The 16738-nt window shown below is 73.5% G+C and carries 17 protein-coding genes and 1 pseudogene; 8 read left to right on the top strand and 10 right to left on the bottom strand.

The features are described 5' to 3' along the window. From ACQPW6_RS36365 to ACQPW6_RS36355, 3 genes are all read right to left on the bottom strand, one after another. A complete protein-coding gene (locus tag ACQPW6_RS36365; RefSeq protein ID WP_433893992.1) occupies window positions 1-963 on the bottom strand; it encodes an electron transfer flavoprotein subunit alpha/FixB family protein in 963 nt (320 codons plus the stop codon). A 76-nt stretch (window positions 964-1039) separates the two neighbouring features. Beyond that, window positions 1040-1825 carry an electron transfer flavoprotein subunit beta/FixA family protein gene (locus ACQPW6_RS36360; RefSeq protein WP_433893991.1) on the bottom strand — a complete coding sequence of 262 codons (786 nt, stop codon included), beginning with the start codon at window positions 1823-1825 and terminating at the stop codon, window positions 1040-1042. A 222-nt stretch (window positions 1826-2047) separates the two neighbouring features. Further along, the gene (locus ACQPW6_RS36355; protein ID WP_433894773.1) at window positions 2048-2380 is read right to left on the bottom strand and encodes a TlpA family protein disulfide reductase; all 333 of its coding nucleotides are present in this window, start codon (window positions 2378-2380) and stop codon (window positions 2048-2050) included. 267 nt (window positions 2381-2647) lie between these two features. Between ACQPW6_RS36355 and ACQPW6_RS36350 the strand changes: the two genes are divergently transcribed. Continuing rightward, the gene (locus ACQPW6_RS36350) at window positions 2648-3427 is read left to right on the top strand and encodes a lysophospholipid acyltransferase family protein (RefSeq protein WP_433893990.1); all 780 of its coding nucleotides are present in this window, start codon (window positions 2648-2650) and stop codon (window positions 3425-3427) included. 73 nt (window positions 3428-3500) lie between these two features. Here ACQPW6_RS36350 and ACQPW6_RS36345 read toward each other — a convergent pair whose 3' ends face one another. From ACQPW6_RS36345 to ACQPW6_RS36330, 4 genes are all read right to left on the bottom strand, one after another. Further along, window positions 3501-4130 carry a transglutaminase-like domain-containing protein gene (locus tag ACQPW6_RS36345; protein WP_433893989.1) on the bottom strand — a complete coding sequence of 210 codons (630 nt, stop codon included), beginning with the start codon at window positions 4128-4130 and terminating at the stop codon, window positions 3501-3503. A 67-nt stretch (window positions 4131-4197) separates the two neighbouring features. Beyond that, window positions 4198-5295 (bottom strand): threonine aldolase family protein, encoded by a 1098-nt coding sequence (locus ACQPW6_RS36340; protein ID WP_433893988.1) that lies wholly within the window; start codon window positions 5293-5295, stop codon window positions 4198-4200. Continuing rightward, the gene (locus ACQPW6_RS36335) at window positions 5274-6032 is read right to left on the bottom strand and encodes an SDR family NAD(P)-dependent oxidoreductase (RefSeq protein WP_433893987.1); all 759 of its coding nucleotides are present in this window, start codon (window positions 6030-6032) and stop codon (window positions 5274-5276) included. Before ACQPW6_RS36335 ends, ACQPW6_RS36340 begins: the two co-directional genes overlap by 22 nt. 23 nt (window positions 6033-6055) lie before the next feature. After that, window positions 6056-7453 (bottom strand): DUF6421 family protein, encoded by a 1398-nt coding sequence (locus tag ACQPW6_RS36330; protein ID WP_433893986.1) that lies wholly within the window; start codon window positions 7451-7453, stop codon window positions 6056-6058. 181 nt (window positions 7454-7634) lie between these two features. Here ACQPW6_RS36330 and ACQPW6_RS36325 point away from each other — a divergent pair, with 181 nt between their 5' ends. Next, window positions 7635-8306, top strand: a complete 672-nt coding sequence (locus ACQPW6_RS36325) for a glycerophosphodiester phosphodiesterase (RefSeq protein ID WP_433893985.1) — start codon at window positions 7635-7637, stop codon at window positions 8304-8306. Window positions 8307-8399: 93 nt separating this feature from the next. Here the strand turns inward: ACQPW6_RS36325 and ACQPW6_RS36320 are convergent, their stop codons facing one another. Beyond that, complete coding sequence (locus tag ACQPW6_RS36320; protein ID WP_433893984.1) at window positions 8400-8936, bottom strand: GNAT family N-acetyltransferase; 537 nt, start codon at window positions 8934-8936, stop codon at window positions 8400-8402. A gap of 63 nt (window positions 8937-8999) precedes the next feature. Further along, window positions 9000-10436, bottom strand: a complete 1437-nt coding sequence (locus ACQPW6_RS36315; protein ID WP_433893983.1) for a PLP-dependent aminotransferase family protein — start codon at window positions 10434-10436, stop codon at window positions 9000-9002. Here ACQPW6_RS36315 and ACQPW6_RS36310 point away from each other — a divergent pair. The 5 genes and pseudogenes from ACQPW6_RS36310 to ACQPW6_RS36290 all read left to right on the top strand — a co-directional run. Beyond that, window positions 10435-11319 (top strand): annotated as a pseudogene (locus ACQPW6_RS36310) (DMT family transporter); the annotation flags it as partial. The gene ACQPW6_RS36315 and the pseudogene ACQPW6_RS36310 sit on opposite strands and share 2 nt — an antisense overlap. Window positions 11320-11768: 449 nt before the next feature. Next, window positions 11769-12359, top strand: coding sequence for a DUF5134 domain-containing protein (locus tag ACQPW6_RS36305; RefSeq protein WP_433893982.1), 591 nt, complete (start codon window positions 11769-11771; stop codon window positions 12357-12359). A 108-nt stretch (window positions 12360-12467) separates the two neighbouring features. After that, on the top strand, window positions 12468-13412 hold the full coding sequence (locus ACQPW6_RS36300; protein ID WP_433893981.1) for a M56 family metallopeptidase: 945 nt from the start codon (window positions 12468-12470) through the stop codon (window positions 13410-13412). Between the two features lie 25 nt (window positions 13413-13437). Continuing rightward, entirely contained in the window at window positions 13438-14187 is a 750-nt protein-coding gene (locus tag ACQPW6_RS36295; protein WP_433893980.1) for an HAD-IA family hydrolase, read from the top strand. 196 nt (window positions 14188-14383) lie between these two features. Continuing rightward, on the top strand, window positions 14384-14992 hold the full coding sequence (locus tag ACQPW6_RS36290; protein ID WP_433893979.1) for a TetR/AcrR family transcriptional regulator: 609 nt from the start codon (window positions 14384-14386) through the stop codon (window positions 14990-14992). On the opposite strand, the gene ACQPW6_RS36285 is transcribed toward ACQPW6_RS36290, so the two are convergent. Beyond that, window positions 14993-15382: an ArsR/SmtB family transcription factor gene (locus ACQPW6_RS36285; RefSeq protein ID WP_433893978.1), complete on the bottom strand. Its 390-nt coding sequence runs from the start codon at window positions 15380-15382 to the stop codon at window positions 14993-14995. 171 nt (window positions 15383-15553) lie between these two features. On the opposite strand from ACQPW6_RS36285, the gene ACQPW6_RS36280 reads away from it, so the two are divergent. Continuing rightward, the gene (locus ACQPW6_RS36280) at window positions 15554-16651 is read left to right on the top strand and encodes an NADH:flavin oxidoreductase/NADH oxidase (protein WP_433893977.1); all 1098 of its coding nucleotides are present in this window, start codon (window positions 15554-15556) and stop codon (window positions 16649-16651) included. Window positions 16652-16738: the final 87 nt, after the last annotated feature.

Raw genomic sequence — 16738 nt, 5'->3', positions numbered from 1 at the left:
TCAGCCCTTGCGGGCGGTGACCGCCTCGGTGAGCTGCGGGACGACCTGGAAGAGGTCGCCGACCACGCCGTAGTCGACCAGGTCGAAGATCGGCGCCTCGGCGTCCTTGTTGACCGCCACGATGGTCTTGGAGGTCTGCATGCCGGCCCGGTGCTGGATCGCGCCGGAGATGCCGTTGGCGATGTAGAGCTGCGGCGAGACCGACTTGCCGGTCTGGCCGACCTGGTTGCTGTGCGGGTACCAGCCGGCGTCCACCGCGGCGCGCGAGGCGCCGACCGCGGCACCGAGCGAGTCGGCCAGCGCCTCGATGATCGAGAAGTTCTCCGCGCCGTTGACGCCCCGGCCGCCGGAGACCACGATCGCGGCCTCCGTCAGCTCCGGGCGGCCGGTCGACTCGCGCGGGGTGTGCGAGACGACCTTGGTGCCGGTGGCCAGCTCGCCGAAGGTGACGGCCAGCGGCTCGACGGTGCCGGCCGCGGGGGCCGGCTCGACCGGCGCCGAGTTGGGCTTGACGGTGATCACCGGGATGCCCCGGCTGACCCGGGACGTGGTGGTGAAGGCGGCGGCGAACGCCGACTGGGTGGCGATCGGGCCCTGGTCGCCGCTTTTGAGGTCGACGGCGTCGGTGATGATGCCGGAGCCGAGCCGCAGCGCGAGGCGGGCGGCGATCTCCTTGCCCTCCGCGGAGGACGGCACCAGCACGGCGGCCGGCGACACCGCCTCGGCGGCGGCCTGCAGCGCGTCCACCTTCGGGACGACCAGGTAGTCGGCGAACTCCGGCGCGTCGGCGGTCAGCACCCGCACCGCGCCGTGCTCGGCGAGCACCGGGGCGGCGGTGTCGGCGCCCGGGCCGAGGTGGACGGCGACCGGGTCGCCGATCCGGCGGGCCAGCGTGAGCAGTTCGAGGGTCGGCTTGCGGACGGCGCCGTCCGCGTGGTCTACGTAGACGAGGACTTCAGCCATGGGAATCGTTCTCCTGCGGAAAGATGAGGGGCGGGTGCGGGCGTCAGCGCTGCGGCTGGTTCGCTGCGGCTGCTTCTCAGATGAACTTCTGTGAAGCGAGGTACTCCGCGAGCTGCTTGCCGCCCTCGCCCTCGTCCTTGACGATCGTGCCCGCGGTACGCGGCGGGCGGGCGGTGGCGTCGTCCACCGCGGTCCAGGCGCCGCTGAGGCCGACCTCGGCCGCGTCGAGGCCCAGATCGGTCAGGCTGAGCGCCTCCACCGGCTTCTTCTTGGCGGCCATGATGCCCTTGAAGGACGGGTAGCGGGCCTCACCGGACTGGTCGGTGACCGACACCAGCGCGGGCAGCGACGCCTCCAGCTGCTCGCTCGCCGCGTCGCCGTCCCGCCGCCCGGTCACCTTGCCGCCGGACACCGAGACCTCGGACAGCAGCGTGACCTGCGGGACGGCCAGCCGCTCGGCGAGCAGCGCGGGCAGTACGCCCATGGTGCCGTCGGTGGAGGCCATGCCGGTGACCACCAGGTCGTACCCGGCGTGCTCGATCGCCTTGGCGAGCACCAGCGAGGTGCCCATGACGTCGGAGCCGTGCAGGGCGTCGTCCTCCACGTGGATCGCCTTGTGCGCGCCCATCGACAGCGCCTTGCGCAGCGCGTCCTTGGCGTCCTCGGGGCCCACCGTCAGCACGGTGACCTCCGCGTCGTCGGCGGCCTCGGCGATCTGCAGCGCCTGCTCGACGGCGTATTCGTCGAGCTCCGACAGCAGGCCGTCCACCGCTTCGCGATCGGTGGTCAGGTCCTCGGCGAAGTGACGGTCGCCGGTGGCGTCGGGCACGTACTTCACTGCGACTACGATCCTCAAGCTCACGCCTGCTCTCCTACTGCATCGTCCTGCACGTCTTCTTCGTCGGCCGGCCCCGGACTGCGCCCCTGAAGGCGCCCGGAAAAGCAGCATAGGCGTCCGCGGCGGCGGCTCCCGGCCGGGACGCAGCAACTGCCCCGACAGATATATTACTCGTCAGTACACAGACCTTGTTCCCCGCTCGCAAGGTCCGTGAACTGTGACCTGGCCGACGTCGCGGACGCGGCGTCAGACCGCCGCGCCCAGCGCGGCGATGACATCCGCGCGGCGCGGCAGGCCGCGGGCCCTGCGGACGATCGCGCCGCGCGCGTCCAGCACCAGCACGGTCGGGGTGCCGGTGACGCGCAGCCGCCGCACCAGCTCGAGCCGCGCCTCGGCGTCGACCTCCACATGCCGCACGCCGTCCACCATGCCCGCGACCTCGCCGAGCACCCGCCGGGTGGCCCGGCAGGGCGCGCAGAAGGCGCTGGAGAAGTGCACCAGGGTGGCCCGCTCCCCCAGCGGTCCGCCGAGGTCCTCCGCCGTCAGCCGCTCGTCGCCGTCCTCCGGCACCACGCCGATCCCTCCCCGCGGTCTCCGCGCCGATGCGCGCACCTGTTCCGTCCTGGACGTCAGCACTCGTCCAACTGCGATGATTCCCCGTGACGTGTCTGCTTTCGGGTGGCGCGGGGCAGGTGTATGCAGGACGTGAGAAGAATCTCGCCGCGCCGTGCACACACGGGATGACACGGGGGCTGCCGCCGGGGCACCATCGCTCAGCGGCCGGACAACCTACGGGCGCGTAACTTCCGCCGGGAGCGCCGCCCCGGAGAGAGCAGGTGCCCCGACATGGCCGAACTCGTCTACCCGCCGGTGATCGCTTTCGCCCGCAGCATGTTCAAGGTGCAGGGGCTGCGGTTCGACGTGCGCGGCACCGAACACGTGCCGCGCCAGGGCGGCGCCCTGCTGATCAGCAACCACATCGGCTATCTGGACTTCATCTTCTGCGGCCTGACCGTACTGCCCGCCAAGCGGCTGGTGCGCTTCATGGCCAAGGAATCGGTTTTCCGGCACAAGGTGTCGGGTCCGCTGATGCGCGCGATGAAGCACATCCCGGTGGACCGCTCGGACGGCATGCACGCCTACGCGCACGCGCTGGAGGCGCTGAACCGCGGCGAGATCATCGGGGTGTTCCCCGAGGCGACGATCTCGCAGTCCTTCACCCTGAAGTCCTTCAAGTCCGGCGCCGCGCGGCTGGCGATGGAGGCGGGGGTGCCGGTGCTGCCGATGGCGCTGTGGGGCACCCAGCGGCTGTGGACCAAAGGCCACCCGCGCAACCTCGGCCGCAGCCGGCTCCCGATAACGCTGCGGATCGGCGAGCAGATGCGCCCGCTGGAGAACGAGAAGGCCGGCGCGCTGACCCGGCGGGTGCGGATGCGGATCCAGGAGCTGCTCGAGGACGCCCAGCGGGCGTATCCGGGCCGCCCGTCCGGCCCGGACGACCGCTGGTGGCTGCCCGCGCACCTGGGCGGCACCGCGCCGACCCCGGAGGAGGCCGCGCGGCGCGACCGCGAGGAGCAGGAGAGCCGGGACGCCGCGAAGGCCCCGCAGACGCAGCCGACCAGCTGAGCCGGTTCGGCTGCGAGGCGGCACGAGTGAGGCAGCCCGGCTGAGACAACCCGACTGAGGCCGCCCCGCCGGGTCAGTCCAGCTCGGCGGGCAGCATCCCGGCCAGTTCCGCCGCGCTGCCCGCGCCCTGGAGCGCGGCGAGCACCGGACCGGGCGGGGCGGCGTGGACGAGCGGGTAGTCGCACTCGCCGAGTTCGGGCCGCACCGCGAAGGCCAGCCGGTCCCCGGCCGGCGAGAAGCACGCGTCCACGCCCGGCTTGTTGCCGCGCGGGTCCTGCCGGGTCCAGCCGCCGTGTTCCGGCAGCAGCAGCGCGACCAGGCCGTGGATCACCGGCCCGGAGCCGTCGTCCTCGGTCAGCCGCTGGTAGCAGAAGCCGGCCGGGATGCCCTCGGCCCGCAGCAGCGCCACCAGCGCGTGTGACTTGGCGTAGCAGATGCCGCCCCGGTGCTCCAGGACGTCGGAGGCCCGCCAGGTGACCCGCTGGTCGCCGGCGTCGAAGGAGTGCGGCACCGCGTCGCGGACGTACTCGTACGCCGCCTTCGCATAGCCATACGGTCCGTCGGTGCCCGCCCGCAGCCGGGCGGCGGTCCGCAGCACCACCGGGTGGCCGTGGTCGACGACCTCGTCGGCCGCCAGGTAGGCGGCGAGATCCGCGGTCTGCTGGACTGGTCGGTCGATGCTCTTCTCCATGGTGTGGTCCATGGCTGAAGCCTAGGAAGGCGACCGGCCGGCAGACAATGTATTTACGGAAGACCGTATATCTATGCGGTCAGCCGCCGTTCCGCATCTCCTCCGCGACGGCCGCCGCGAAGCCGTCCACGTCGGCCTCGGTGGTGTCGAAGGCACACATCCAGCGCACCTCTCCGGTGCTCTCGTCCCAGAAGTAGAAGCGGTAGCGCTTCTGCAGCCGCTCCGACACCTCGCGCGGCAGCACCGCGAAGACGGCGTTGGACCGCACCTGCTGGGTCACCCGCACCCCGTCGATGTCCCGTACGGCCTGCTCCAGGCGGCGGGCCATCGCGTTGGCGTGCCGGGCGCTGCGCAGCCACAGGTCGCCGGCCAGCAGCGCCTCGAACTGCACGGACACGAAGCGCATCTTGGACGCCAGCTGCATGGACAGCTTGCGCAGGTGGAGCAGCCCGCGGGCCCGTTCCGGATTGATCACCACCACGCACTCGCCGAGCAGCAGCCCGTTCTTGGTGCCGCCGAAGGACAGGATGTCCACCCCGGCGTCGGTGGTGAACTCCGCGAGCGGCACATCCAGGCTCGCCGCCGCGTTGGCCAGCCGCGCGCCGTCCAGGTGCACGGCCATCCCCAGCTGGTGGGCGTGGTCGCAGACCGCCCGGATCTCGGCCGGGGTGTAGCAGGTGCCGAGCTCGGTGGTCTGGGTGATCGACACGACCTCGGGGTGCGCCCGGTGCTCGTCGTCGAAGCCGTACGCCTGCCGGTCGATCAGCTCGGGGGTGAGCTTGCCGTCCGGAGTCGGCACCGGAAGCAGCTTCAGGCCGCCGACCCGCTCGGGCGCCCCGCACTCGTCCACGTTGATGTGCGCGGACTCGGCGCAGATCACCGCGCCCCAGCGCTCGGTGACGGCCTGCAGCGCGGTGACGTTGGCGCCGGTGCCGTTGAAGACCGGGAAGACCTCGGCGGCCGGTCCGAAGTGCCGGCGGAAGAGCTCCTGGAGGTGCCCGGTGTACTCGTCGGCGCCGTACGAGACCTGGTGGCCGCCGTTGGCCAGTGCGAGCGCGGCCAGCACCTCGGGGTGCACCCCGGCGTAGTTGTCGCTGGCGAACCCGCGGACGCCGGGGTCGTGACGCCGTACGGCGTCGGTGGTCGGTCCAGGCGTCACGAGGGGGGCGTCAGCCACTGTCGGGTTCCGTTCACTTCGGTAGCGCTCCGGTTCCAGATGTCCGCGACGGCCTCGGCGAGGTCGCGGACGTCGGTGAAGCCGGCGAATTTGGCGTCGGGCCGCTCGGCCCGCAACCCATCATGCACCAGCGCTTTGATCACCAGAATGGTGGCCGCCGCGCCGGGTCCGCCGTCGCCGCCGAGCTTGCGGAAGGAGTCGCCGAGCGCCAGCGTCCACGCCTCGGCCGCCGCCTTGGACGCGGCATAGGCCGCGTTTCCCGCGGTGGGCTTGGCCGCGCCGGCCGCGCTGACCAGCACGTACCGGCCGCCCGGGCTGCGCATCAGGCCGTCGTGGAAGGCCAGCGAGGTGCGCTGGACGGTACGGATCAACAGGTCGTGCAGGACGTCCCAGTCGGCGAGCTCGGTCTCGGGGAAGGACGCGGAGCCGCGCCAGCCGCCGACCAGGTGCACCAGGCCGTCCACCCGGCCGTGGTCCTTCTCGATCCTGGCCGCCCAGTCCTGGGTGGCCTCCAGGTCGAGCAGGTCGACGATCTCACCGGTGATGTCGGCGCCGCCCGCGTCGTAACGTGCGTCGTCGACCGCCCGCGCCAGCCGCTCGGGGTCGGCGTCGGCGGCGATCACATGGCCGCCGGACCTGGCGAGCCGCTGGAGCACCGCGCGGCCGGCCGGGCCGCCGGCGCCCGCCACCGCGATCACCGCGCCGTCGAGGCCGCCTTCGTAGCTGTCGGTCGTCATGTCCGCCTCCTCGCCCGCACCGTTCACGCGGCGCTCCGGAGCCCGCCGTCGCCGGTGATTCCCTTGGTCGAGGCGATCACCTCGCGAAGTTTCTTCCCAAGGGCCTCGTAGAACATGCTGAGCGGAAACTCGTCCGGCAGCACTTCGTCAACGAGCTTGCGGGGCGGAAGTGACAGGTCCAGTGCGTCGGGACCCTTCGCCCAGACCGATCCGGGGTGCGGCGAGAGATGACTCGCGACCAGGTCGTAGGCGGCGAACCAGTGCACGAGCTTCGGGCGGTCGATGCCGTCGCGGTACAGCGTCTCGATCTCGGCGCAGAGCTGGTTGGTGACCTGCGGTGCGCGCTCCCAGTCGATGTGCAGGGTGTTGTCCGTCCAGCGTACGGCGTCGTGCTTGTGCAGGTAGGCGAACAGCAGCTGGCCGCCGAGCCCGTCGTAGTTGCGCACCCGTGCGCCGGTGACCGGGAAGCGGAAGAGCCGGTCGAAGAGGATCGCGTACTGCACGCCCAGGCCCATCGGGTGGCCCTCGCCCTGGAGCTTGACCGCCTCGCGGAACGAGGTCAGGTCGCAGCGCAGCTCCTCCAGGCCGTACATCCAGAACGGCGCGCGCTGCTTGATCATGAACGGGTCGAACGGCAGGTCGCCGTGGCTGTGCGTGCGGTCGTGGATCATGTCCCACAGGGTGTACGTCTGCTGCGCCAGCTCCTGGTCGGCCACCAGCCTGGCCGCCTCCTGCGGCAGCTCGAGGCCCAGGGTGTCCACCGCGGCGGCGGTCACCGCGCGGAAGCGGGCCGCCTCGCGGTCGCAGAAGATCGCGCCCCAGGTCCAGCGCTCGGGGGCCTCGCGTACCGCGACGGTCTCGGGGAAGAGCACCGCGGAGTTGGTGTCGTAGCCGGGGGTGAAGTCCTCGAAGGTGATCGGTACGAAGAGCGCGTTGTCGTACCGGGTGCGCTCCAGTTCGGCCAGCCACTCCGGCCACACCACGCGCAGCGCGACGGCCTCCAGGTTGCGGTCCGGGTTGCCGTTCTGGGTGTACATCGGGAAGACCACCACGTGCTGGAGGCCGTCCCGCCGGTCGGCGGCGGGCTGGAAGGCCAGCAGCGAGTCCAGGAAGTCCGGTACGCCGAAGCCGCCGTCGGCCCACCGGCGCAGGTCGGCGACCAGTGCCTGGTGGTAGTCGGCGTCGTGCGGGAGCCGCGGCGACAGCTGGCGTACGGCGTCCACCACCCGGTCCAGGGTGCGGACGGCGTCGTCCTGGCTCGGCGCGCCCTCGGCGTCGAAGTCGATCGAGCCGTCCTTCCGCTGCCAGGGCCTGATGGCTTCGACCGCCTGTTTCAGCACCGCCCACTGCGGGTGCCGGACTATGCCGTCACCGGACATTCCATGCCCATTGGCCGCCTTCGGCGTAAGAACTTCGCTCATGACCCCTCCTCCACAGAAGAACCTGTCGTCTGACCACCGTATCCACGACCTTGTTGCCGTATCAAGGGGAGCCATGGGAGATCGTCCGGCCTGAGGCCATCGTGGCCGCTGTTTTTCCGGCCCGCATCTGGAGGAGTCCGGCTGAACCTCCAGCCTGCCCGGACTCGCTAGGGTGCCTTTCATGAGCTTTCTCACCGTCGGTCACCGCGGCGTCATGGGCGTCGAGCCGGAGAACACGCTGCGGTCCTTCCGCCGCGCGGAGCGCGAGGGCCTCGACCAGATCGAACTCGACCTGCACCTGAGCAAGGACGGCGCACTGGTCGTCTGCCACGACGCCACGGTGGACCGGACCACCGACGGCAGCGGCCGGATCCGCGATCTGACACTGGCCGAGCTGCGCGGCCTGGACGCCGGGCTCGGCGAGCAGGTGCCGGTGTTCGAGGAGGTGCTCGACGCGGTCAGCCGGCCGATCCAGGCCGAGATCAAGGACACCGACGCGGCCCGCGCGCTCGCCGACACGCTGCGCGAGCGGGACGAGACCGGCAGGGTCAGCGTGCTGTCCTTCCACGACGAGGCGCTGGCCGAGATCCACACGCTGCTGCCCGAGGTGCCGACGGTGCTGGTGGCCAGCGAGCTCGGCCCGGAGATCGTCACCCGCGCCCAGGCGGTGGGCGCCCGGCTGGTCAGCCTGGAGCTGCGCAGGCTGAGCCTGGACGTCGTGGAGCGCTGCCAGGCGGCGGGCATCGCGGTGATGGCGTGGACGGTGAACACGCCGCGGGACTGGGAGCTGGCCCGGGCGCTGGGGTTGGACGGCGCGGCGACGGATCTGCCGCGCGCCGGGACGCAGGGGTAGCGCTTCCGGGCGCGGGCCCGCGCAGTGCGGTCAGGCCCCGCGCACTGCGGTCAGGTCCCGGGCCCTGTCGTCAGCCGGCTCGTGAGCCGGCCGTCAGCCGAGCTTCTTCGTCAGCAACTCGAACTGCAGGTCGTCCCTGGTCGGCCGGCCGAACCGCTCCTGGCCGTACGGGAACGGGCTCATCACTCCCGTGCGGGTGTAGCCGCGGCGGATGTACCAGGCGATCAGGTCCTCGCGGACCGACAGCACCGTCATGCGCATCTCGGCCACGCCCCACTCCTCGCGGGCGAAACGTTCTGCCTCCGCGATGATCACCTTGCCCAGGCCCGCGCCCTGAAGCGTCGGGCGCACCGCGAACATCCCGAAGTAGGCGTAGGAGCCGCGGTGCTCCAGCTGGCAGCAGGCCACCAGGTCGCCGCCGGCCTCCACCGCCGTCAGCCGGCTGTTCTCACCCTCGATGACCTCCAGCACCCCGTCGGCGTCGGTCCTGCTGCCGTCCAGGATGTCCGCCTCGGTCGTCCAGCCCGCCCTGCTGTCGTCGCCGCGGTACGCGGACTGGATCAGTGCCAGCAGCGCGGGGACGTCGGCGGCGGTGGCGGGGCGGAAGGCGGGGCGGGCTGCGGTGTCCATGGCGGACAGGCTAACCCGGACGGCCCAGCCCGGTCCCGGCCCCTGACGCCGGCCTGACGCAGCTCACCCGCGGCTGTTCGCGCCGATCACCTGCGCCAGCGCCGACGCGAGCCGGCGCACTCCCTCGGTGATCTCCTCGGGCCCGGTGGTGTCGGCGAAGCTGACCCGCAGGTGGGGCGCCGGGGACTCGGCGGGGAAGTACGGGCGGCCGGGCGCGACGGCCACCCCGGCCCGCAGCGCGGCGGCGGCGAGCGCGACCTCGTCGGTGCCGTCGGGCAGCCGCAGCCAGAGGTGGTAGCCGCCGGCCGGCGCGGGATCGGGGGCCAGCCCGGGCAGTTCGCTCGCGAGCGCCGCCAGCATCGCGTCCCGCCGCTCGCGCAGCCCGGCGGCGACCGCCCGCAGGTGGCGGGGCCAGGCAGGGGCGCCGACCAGGTCGAGAGTGGCCTCCTGGAGCGGGCGCGGCACGAAGAAGCTGTCCACCACCTGGATGGCCCGCAGCCGCTCCATCACCGCCCCGCGGGCGATCAGCGCGCCGACCCGCAGGCTCGGCGCGGTCGGCTTGCTCAGCGACGCCATGTGCACGACGGTGCCGTACGGGTCGTCGGCGACCAGCGGGGGCGGCAGCGGGCCGCCGTGGCCGAGCCTGCGGGCGAAGTCGTCCTCGATGACGAAGCCGCCTGCCGCGTGCGCGATGTCCAGCACCTGGCGGCGGCGTCCGGCGGCCAGCACGGCGCCGGTGGGGTTCTGGAAGAGCGGCTGGCAGAAGAAGACCCGGGCGCCGCTGGCGGCGAAGGCGTCGGCGAGCAGGTCGGGGCGCACCCCGTCGGCGTCCACCGGTACCGGCACGGGGCGCAGCCCGGCGGCGCGGGCGACGGCGAGCGCGCCGGGGTAGGTGGGCGACTCGACCAGGACGGCGGCGCCCGGCGGGGCCAGCGCGCGCAGCGCGGTGGTGAGCGCGGCCTGCCCGCCGGCGGTGATCAGCACCTGGGCGGGGCCGACGCCCGCGTCGCGGCCGAACCAGCCGCGCAGTTCGGCCAGCCCCTCGACCGGCGGCCGCTCCCAGACCCCCGGCCTGCGGGCGGCGCGGGCCAGGGCGGCCCCGAGCGCCCGCTCCGGCTGGAGGCCGGGGGGCAGATAGCCGCCGCTGAACGCGATCACGCCGGGCGGCGGCGGCGCGAGGGTGGCGAGCACGCCGGAGGCGTCCACCACCCGGGGCGGGTCCTCCGGGTCCTGGGCGGTGAGTGCGACCTGCTGCCATGAGGTGTCCACGGTCTGCGGCAGGGCCGCCCGCTCGGACGCGCGATAGGTGCCGGCGCCGGGCCGGGTGACGACCAGTCCCTCCGCGGCGAGGGCGGCGAGCGCCCGGGAGACCGTCACCGGGCTGACGCCGAACCGTTCCACCAGCGTTCTGTTCGACGGCAGTTTCTCACCGCCGGAGAAGCGGTGCAGCTCCCTGCGCAGCGATCCGGCCAGTGCGGCGGCACTGCTATCGTCGTTCATGACAGATGACAATAGCGCTACCGCTCATCGGCCGGTAGCGGTCGGCGGCACCGCACTTGCCTGCCTCGGCGTGGCGGCCTTCTCGCTCACCTTCCCGTCCACGCACTGGGCGCTGTCCGGCTTCGGGCCGTGGGCCGCGGTCAGCGTGCGGGCGGTGCTGGCGGCGGCGGTGGCCGGCGCCTTCGTGATCGCCGGGCGGGCCGCGGTGCCCGACCGCGCGCACTGGGCGGGGCTGGCCGTGGTGGCCTGCGGGGTCGTCATCGGCTTCCCGCTGCTCACCACTTTGGCGCTGGGCAGTACCGACACCTCGCACGCCGCCGTGGTGGTCGGCGCGCTCCCGCTGTGCACGGCGGCGCTGGGCGCGCTGCGCACCGGAGCACGGCCGTCGCGGATGTTCTGGGCCGCGGCCGTGGCGGGCGCCGGGGTGATCATCGGATTCACGCTCGGCGAGGGCGGCGGCGCCCCGACCCTGGGCGACGGCTACCTTTTCGGCGCGCTGCTGGTGTGCGCGGCCGGCTATGTGGAGGGGGCCAGGCTGTCGGCGATCATGCCGGGCTGGCAGGTGGTGGGCTGGGCGCTGATCGGCTCGCTGCCGCTGACACTGCCGGGCGCCGCGATATCGCTCGCCGTGGAGCCGGTCCGGCTGACCGGGGAGTCGGTCGGCGGGCTGGTGTGGGTCTCGGTCGTCTCGCAGTTCCTCGGCCTGCTGGTCTGGTACCGCGGCATGGCGGCGATCGGGGTGACCAGGGCGAGCCAACTGCAACTGGCGCAGCCGGTACTGACGCTGGTGTGGTCCGCGGCGCTGCTCGGCGAGCGGCTGACCGCCGCCACCCTCCCCACGGCGGTCGCGGTGCTGGTGTGCGTCGCGGTCACCCAGCGGGCGTCGGCGGCGCCCGGCGGACGGGCGCGGGGCGGGCGGGCGCGGGGCGGGTGGTCCGGACGGTCGCGGGGCGGGCACGGGCCCGACGGGCACGGGCCCGAGAGGCACGGGCCCGAGAGGCACGGGCCCGAGAGGCACGGGCCCGAGGGGCGCGGGGGCGCACTTCATGCGGGCGGGGGCGGCCCGGAGGCGGCGCCGCGCCCGGATCTCGACGGGCGGGAGGGCGCGCCGCTCGCGGGCGACGGCCGCGCGGGCCCGGAGCAGGCCGCCTCCCAGGGCGCTTGAGGGCTCCCGGCGGGGAGACGGCGCGCGGGCATTTCGTGCGCCCCCCTGGTACTCCCGCGCGCTCGGGTGGATGCTGCTTCGCCCGGGCAGCCTTAAAACGAACCACCGTTCGACCGGGGCGTGGCAGGGTACGAACGGGACACCGCGAGAAGTGGGGAGGGGGCACGATGCACGGACCGCCGTTGATCGCCTGGCTGCTCGTGCTGCTCAGCGCGTGCGCCGCCGCGGCCTGCCTGCTGCGCAGCGAGGGCAGGGACGAGGCGCTGATGGGGGCCGGCATGGCGGTGATGGCCGTACCGCTGTCGGTGTTCGACCCGCGGCCGTGGGCCGCGCCGGTGTTCGCCGCAGTCTTCGCGGTCGCCGCGCTGCGCGCCCTGCTGGTGGCCGACCGGTCGGGGCACCGGCTGCACCACTGCGTGAGCTCGGCCGCGATGGTCTACATGGCGCTGGCCATGGGCGGCGGCAGCGGCGGGGGCGGTCACGCTGCGATGGCCATGGGGGCGGGGATACCGCTGCTCACCGGCCTGCTGCTGCTCTACTTCGCCGGCTACGTGCTGCGCTCCGGCGTCCGGCTGGTCGCCGTCCCGCACACCGCGGGGCCGCACGCACCCGCCTCGCACGCACCCGTCCCGCAGGGCGCCGGGCCGCTGATACCCGGCGGCGCGCCCCGCCCGCGGCTGCGGCACGCGCCCGAACTCGCCGCCGCCTGCCGGGTCTCGATGGCGCTGGGGATGCTGGCGATGCTGCTCACGCTGTGAGGAGGGCGGGGTTCCGCATCGGGTGACGGAGGCGCTGCGGTGAGTCATGCGTCACATCCGGTGGCGGTCCGTACCCGGGCCTCGCCGCCGCCTCCTAGGGTGATCAGCATGACGGTCCCGTTCGTGCTGCTGATTCTCGGCGCACTTGCGGCGGCGATGGCGCCGCGTCTGCTGTCCCGTGCCCGCTGGCCGGAACGCGAACCGGTGCTGGCCCTGTGGGTCTGGCAGTGTGTGGTCGCCGCCGTACTGCTGTGCTGTGTGCTGGCGATGGCGCTCACCGCGTCGGCCGCCTGGAGCTCGGTGCGCGGCAACGTGTTCGCCTTCGCGCCGCACGGCGTGGTCGCTGCCTACGGCCTGTCCGAGTACGGCAGGTGGGCGGGCGCGCTCGCGGTGATGCTGGCGCTGGGCGGTCTGTGGACCGCGGCGATGCTCACCCGCGAGGTGCGGGGCGCCAGGAGCAGGCGCCGCCGCCGGCACGCCGAGCTGCGGGCCCGCGCGCCGCGGCTGCCCGACGAGGCGGTGCCGGCCGGGGAGCGGCTGGTGGTGCTTGAGGACACCAGGACCGACGCGTGGTGGCTGTCCGGGGCCGAGCCCCGGTTGGTGATCACCACCGCCGCGCTGCGCCGGCTCAAGGGCCGCAGGCTGGACGCCGTCCTCGCGCACGAGCAGGGCCACGTCACCGCCAGGCACGATGTGCTGCTGCACTGCGCGGGCGCGCTGGCCGGCGGGTTCCCGCAGGTGCCGGTCTTCGCGGCGTTCCGCGACCAGGTGCACCATCTGGTGGAGCTGGCCGCCGACGACACCGCCTCGCGCCGCTTCGGCCGGCTGACCACCGCCCTGGCGCTGGTCGAACTCAACGAGGAGCGCGGGGTGTTCGGCACCGCTCCGGCGCCGCTCGCCGCGCTGCCCGGCCGGGTGCACCGGCTGCTCGACCCGGCGCCCCGGCTGTCGGTGGCGGCCAGGCTCCGGCTGACGGCCTGCGCCCTGCTGGTGCCGGCCGTCCCGCTGCTGATCGCCTTCAGCCCCGGCCTGGGCGCGCTCACCAGGACCTGACCCCGTCGGACGTCGAAAGGCACACATGACCCTCACCGCCTGCATGTTCGACTTCTCCGGCACGTTGTTCCGCATCGAGTCCAGCCAGGCATGGCTGCGCGCGGTGCTCGACGCGCGGGGCATCGAGGCGGCGGAGGACGAGGTGGCCGCCTGCGCGCTGCGGCTGGACCGGGCGGGCGCGCAGCCCGGCGGCAGGTCGGGCGAGGCGCCGGTGGGTCCCACGCCGGACCTGGCGCCGATCTGGGCGATCCGCGACCTCACCGCCGAGCACCACCGGGCCGCGCACACCGCCATGTCCCGTACCGCCGAGCTGCCGTGGGACGTCCACGACGCGCTCTACGACCGGCACATGACGCCCGCTGCCTGGCAGCCGTACCAGGACACCGCCGGGGTGCTGCGCGCGCTGCGTGAGCGCGGGGTGCCGGTCGCGGTGGTGAGCAACATCGGCTGGGACCTGCGCCCGGTCTTCCGGCAGCACGGACTTGACGGCCTGGTGGACTCCTACGTGCTGAGCTACGAGGTCGGCGCGCAGAAGCCGGACCCGCGGATCTTCGAGATCGCCTGCGAAGCACTGGGCTCCGACCCGGCGAGCACCCTGATGGTCGGCGACGACCGGCGGTCGGACTCGGGGGCGGCGGCACTGGGCTGCCCGCTCTTCCTGGTGGACCATCTGCCGGTCGCGGAGCGGCCGGAGGCGCTGCGCCCGGTGCTTGACTCGTTGGACGAGCGGCGATTCGGCGAGCAGGAGGCGGCCCGGCCCTCCGGGCCTGCTTGACGGGGTGCGAAGAGGGGACGGGGCCCCGCACACACCGGACGCCGGCCCCGACGAACCCCCGCATCGCCGGGACCGGCGCCGGTCCCCGTGCCAGCTCAGGCCACTGCCCGGCTGGCTGCGCTGAGTATATTGGCTCGTAGCCAGTCAACGCATGGAGTAAATAATGTCCCCTCGGAGCGCGTCGGTCAATGAAGCGATGCGACAGCGATCGCGGCAACGACTGTTGCAGGCGATGCTGGAGTTGGTCGAGGAGCGCGGATACGAGGCCACCACGCTGGCCGACATCACCCAGCGCGCCGGCTCGGCACGCGGCCTGGTCTCCTATTACTTCTCCGGCAAGCGCGCGCTGTTGCAGTCCGCGGTGCACCGGCTGATGAACCAGCAGCTGGCCGCGGCCCTCGAGCGCGAGCCGCGCACCGAGGACGGCCAGGAGATCCTGGCCCGGGCGATCGACGCGATCCTCGGCCTGACCCAGACGCACACCACGCTGATGCGCACCCATATGGCGTCGATCCTCCAGGAGGAGGGCTTCATCCAGTGCCCCGAGCAGCAGCGGCTGGCCGCGCTGCTGCGCGAGTCGGTGGTCCGCTGGGGCGCCGTGGAGCCGGAGGAGGAGTACCGGCTGCTGCGGGCGCTGCTGATGGGGGCGACGGTGGCGCTGCTGCTGCCCGGCGCCCCGATGCCGATGCCCCGGCTGCGCGCGGAGCTGTTCCAGCGCTACGGGCTGGCCTGGTCGGCGGGCTCGCCGCCGCCCGACACCGAGGAGTACGCGATCACCCCGGCCGCCCGCGGGCCGGTTCGCTGATCAGCGGTCCCGTTCCCCTGCGGCGGCGAGCCGCCGGGCCTGGAGGCCGGCGGCGGCGAGGACGCCGTCGAGCAGACCGGGGAAGAGCGCGTCCAGGTCGGCCCTGCGCAGCGCGTTCATCTTCGAGGTGCCCCGGTAGACCTGGGTGATCACGCCCGCCTCGCGCAGCACCCGGAAGTGGTGCGTGGTGGTGGACTTGCTGACCGGCAGCGGGACGTCCGAGCAGGCCACCTCGCCCTCCGCGCCGTCCAGGGCGCACAGCACGAGCAGCCGCATCGGGTCGGAGAGCGCGTGCAGCACCTCCTCCAGCCGGATGTCGGCGGCGGCGGGATGCTCCAGCGCACGGCCGGCGGCCGCGGACACGTCAGGGGACGGCGGGGAGGCTGTCATGAACGTCATATTACGATGCCTGCCGTAGTTTGACGTCTGCCGTACTAGGGCGGCTACCGTGGAACGGGCCCCGGCGGATCCGCCGGGACGCCGCCGTACCCGTGCCGTATCCCCGCCACACCCATGCCGTGACGCAGCCATGCCGACCGGACCTTCGCCGAGGAGAGTGCCATGAGCGCCCTGTTCGAACCCTTCGACCTGCGATCGCTGACCGCCGCGAACCGGATCTGGATGGCACCGATGTGCCAGTATTCGGCCGCCACCGAGGGTCCGGACCAAGGGGCGCCCAACGACTGGCACTTCGCGCACTACGCGGCCAGAGCGGTCGGCGGCGCCGGGCTGATCCTGACCGAGGCCACCTCGGTCAGCCCCGAGGGCCGGATCAGCCCGGCCGACCTCGGAATCTGGAACGACCACCAGGTGGCCGCGTTCAGCCGGATCACCCGGTTCGCCAAGGAGCACGGCGCGCTCATCGGCACCCAACTCGCCCACGCGGGACGCAAGGCGTCGACGGACCGCCCCTGGGCCGGCGGCGGCGCGCTGACCGCGGACAGCGGTGGCTGGCAGCCGCTCGGCCCGAGCCCGGTGCCGTTCTCCGACGCGAGCCCGGTGCCGCACGAGCTGGCGGTGCCGGAGATCCAGCAGATCGTGCGGCAGTTCGCGGAGGCCGCCCAGCGGGCGCTGGCGGCCGGCTTCCAGGTGGTGGAGCTACACGGCGCGCACGGCTACCTGATCGGCGAGTTCCTCTCCCCGCACAGCAACCACCGCACCGACTCCTACGGCGGCGGCTTCCAGAACCGCAGCCGGTTCGCCCTTGAGGTGGTGGACGCGGTCCGCGCCGTGTGGCCGGCCGAACTGCCGCTGTTCTTCCGGATCTCGGCCACCGACTGGCTGCCGGACGGCGGCTGGACCCCGGACGAGACCGTCCGGCTGGCCAAGGAGCTGCTGGCCCGCGGGGTCGATCTGCTGGACGTCTCGACCGGCGGCAACGCGGCCGGGGTGCGCATCCCGACCGGCCCCGGCTACCAGGTGCCGTTCGCCGCGCGGGTGAAGGCCGAGACGGACCTGCCGGTGGCCGCGGTCGGCGAGATCACCGGCACCGCGCAGGCCGAGGAGGTGCTCGCCTCCGGGCAGGCCGACGCGGTGCTGCTCGGCCGGGAGCTGCTGCGGCGGCCCGACTGGCCGCGGCAGGCGGCGGCCGAGCTGGGCGCCGTACCGAGTGTGCCGCCGCAGTACGCCAGGGCGTTCCCGCGCGCGGCGAAGGTCTGAGCCCGCGCCCCGATCCGGCCCGCGCCCTGATCCAGTCCACGCCCTGATCCGGTCCACGCACAGGCGCCGGCCGCCGGATCGCCGTCC

The organism is Streptomyces sp. CA-111067 (assembly GCF_050956065.1).
In the GTDB taxonomy this organism is placed as follows: domain Bacteria; phylum Actinomycetota; class Actinomycetes; order Streptomycetales; family Streptomycetaceae; genus Actinacidiphila.
Note: the sequence above shows the minus strand (reverse complement) of the source record. Positions and strands in the feature narration are given on the sequence as shown.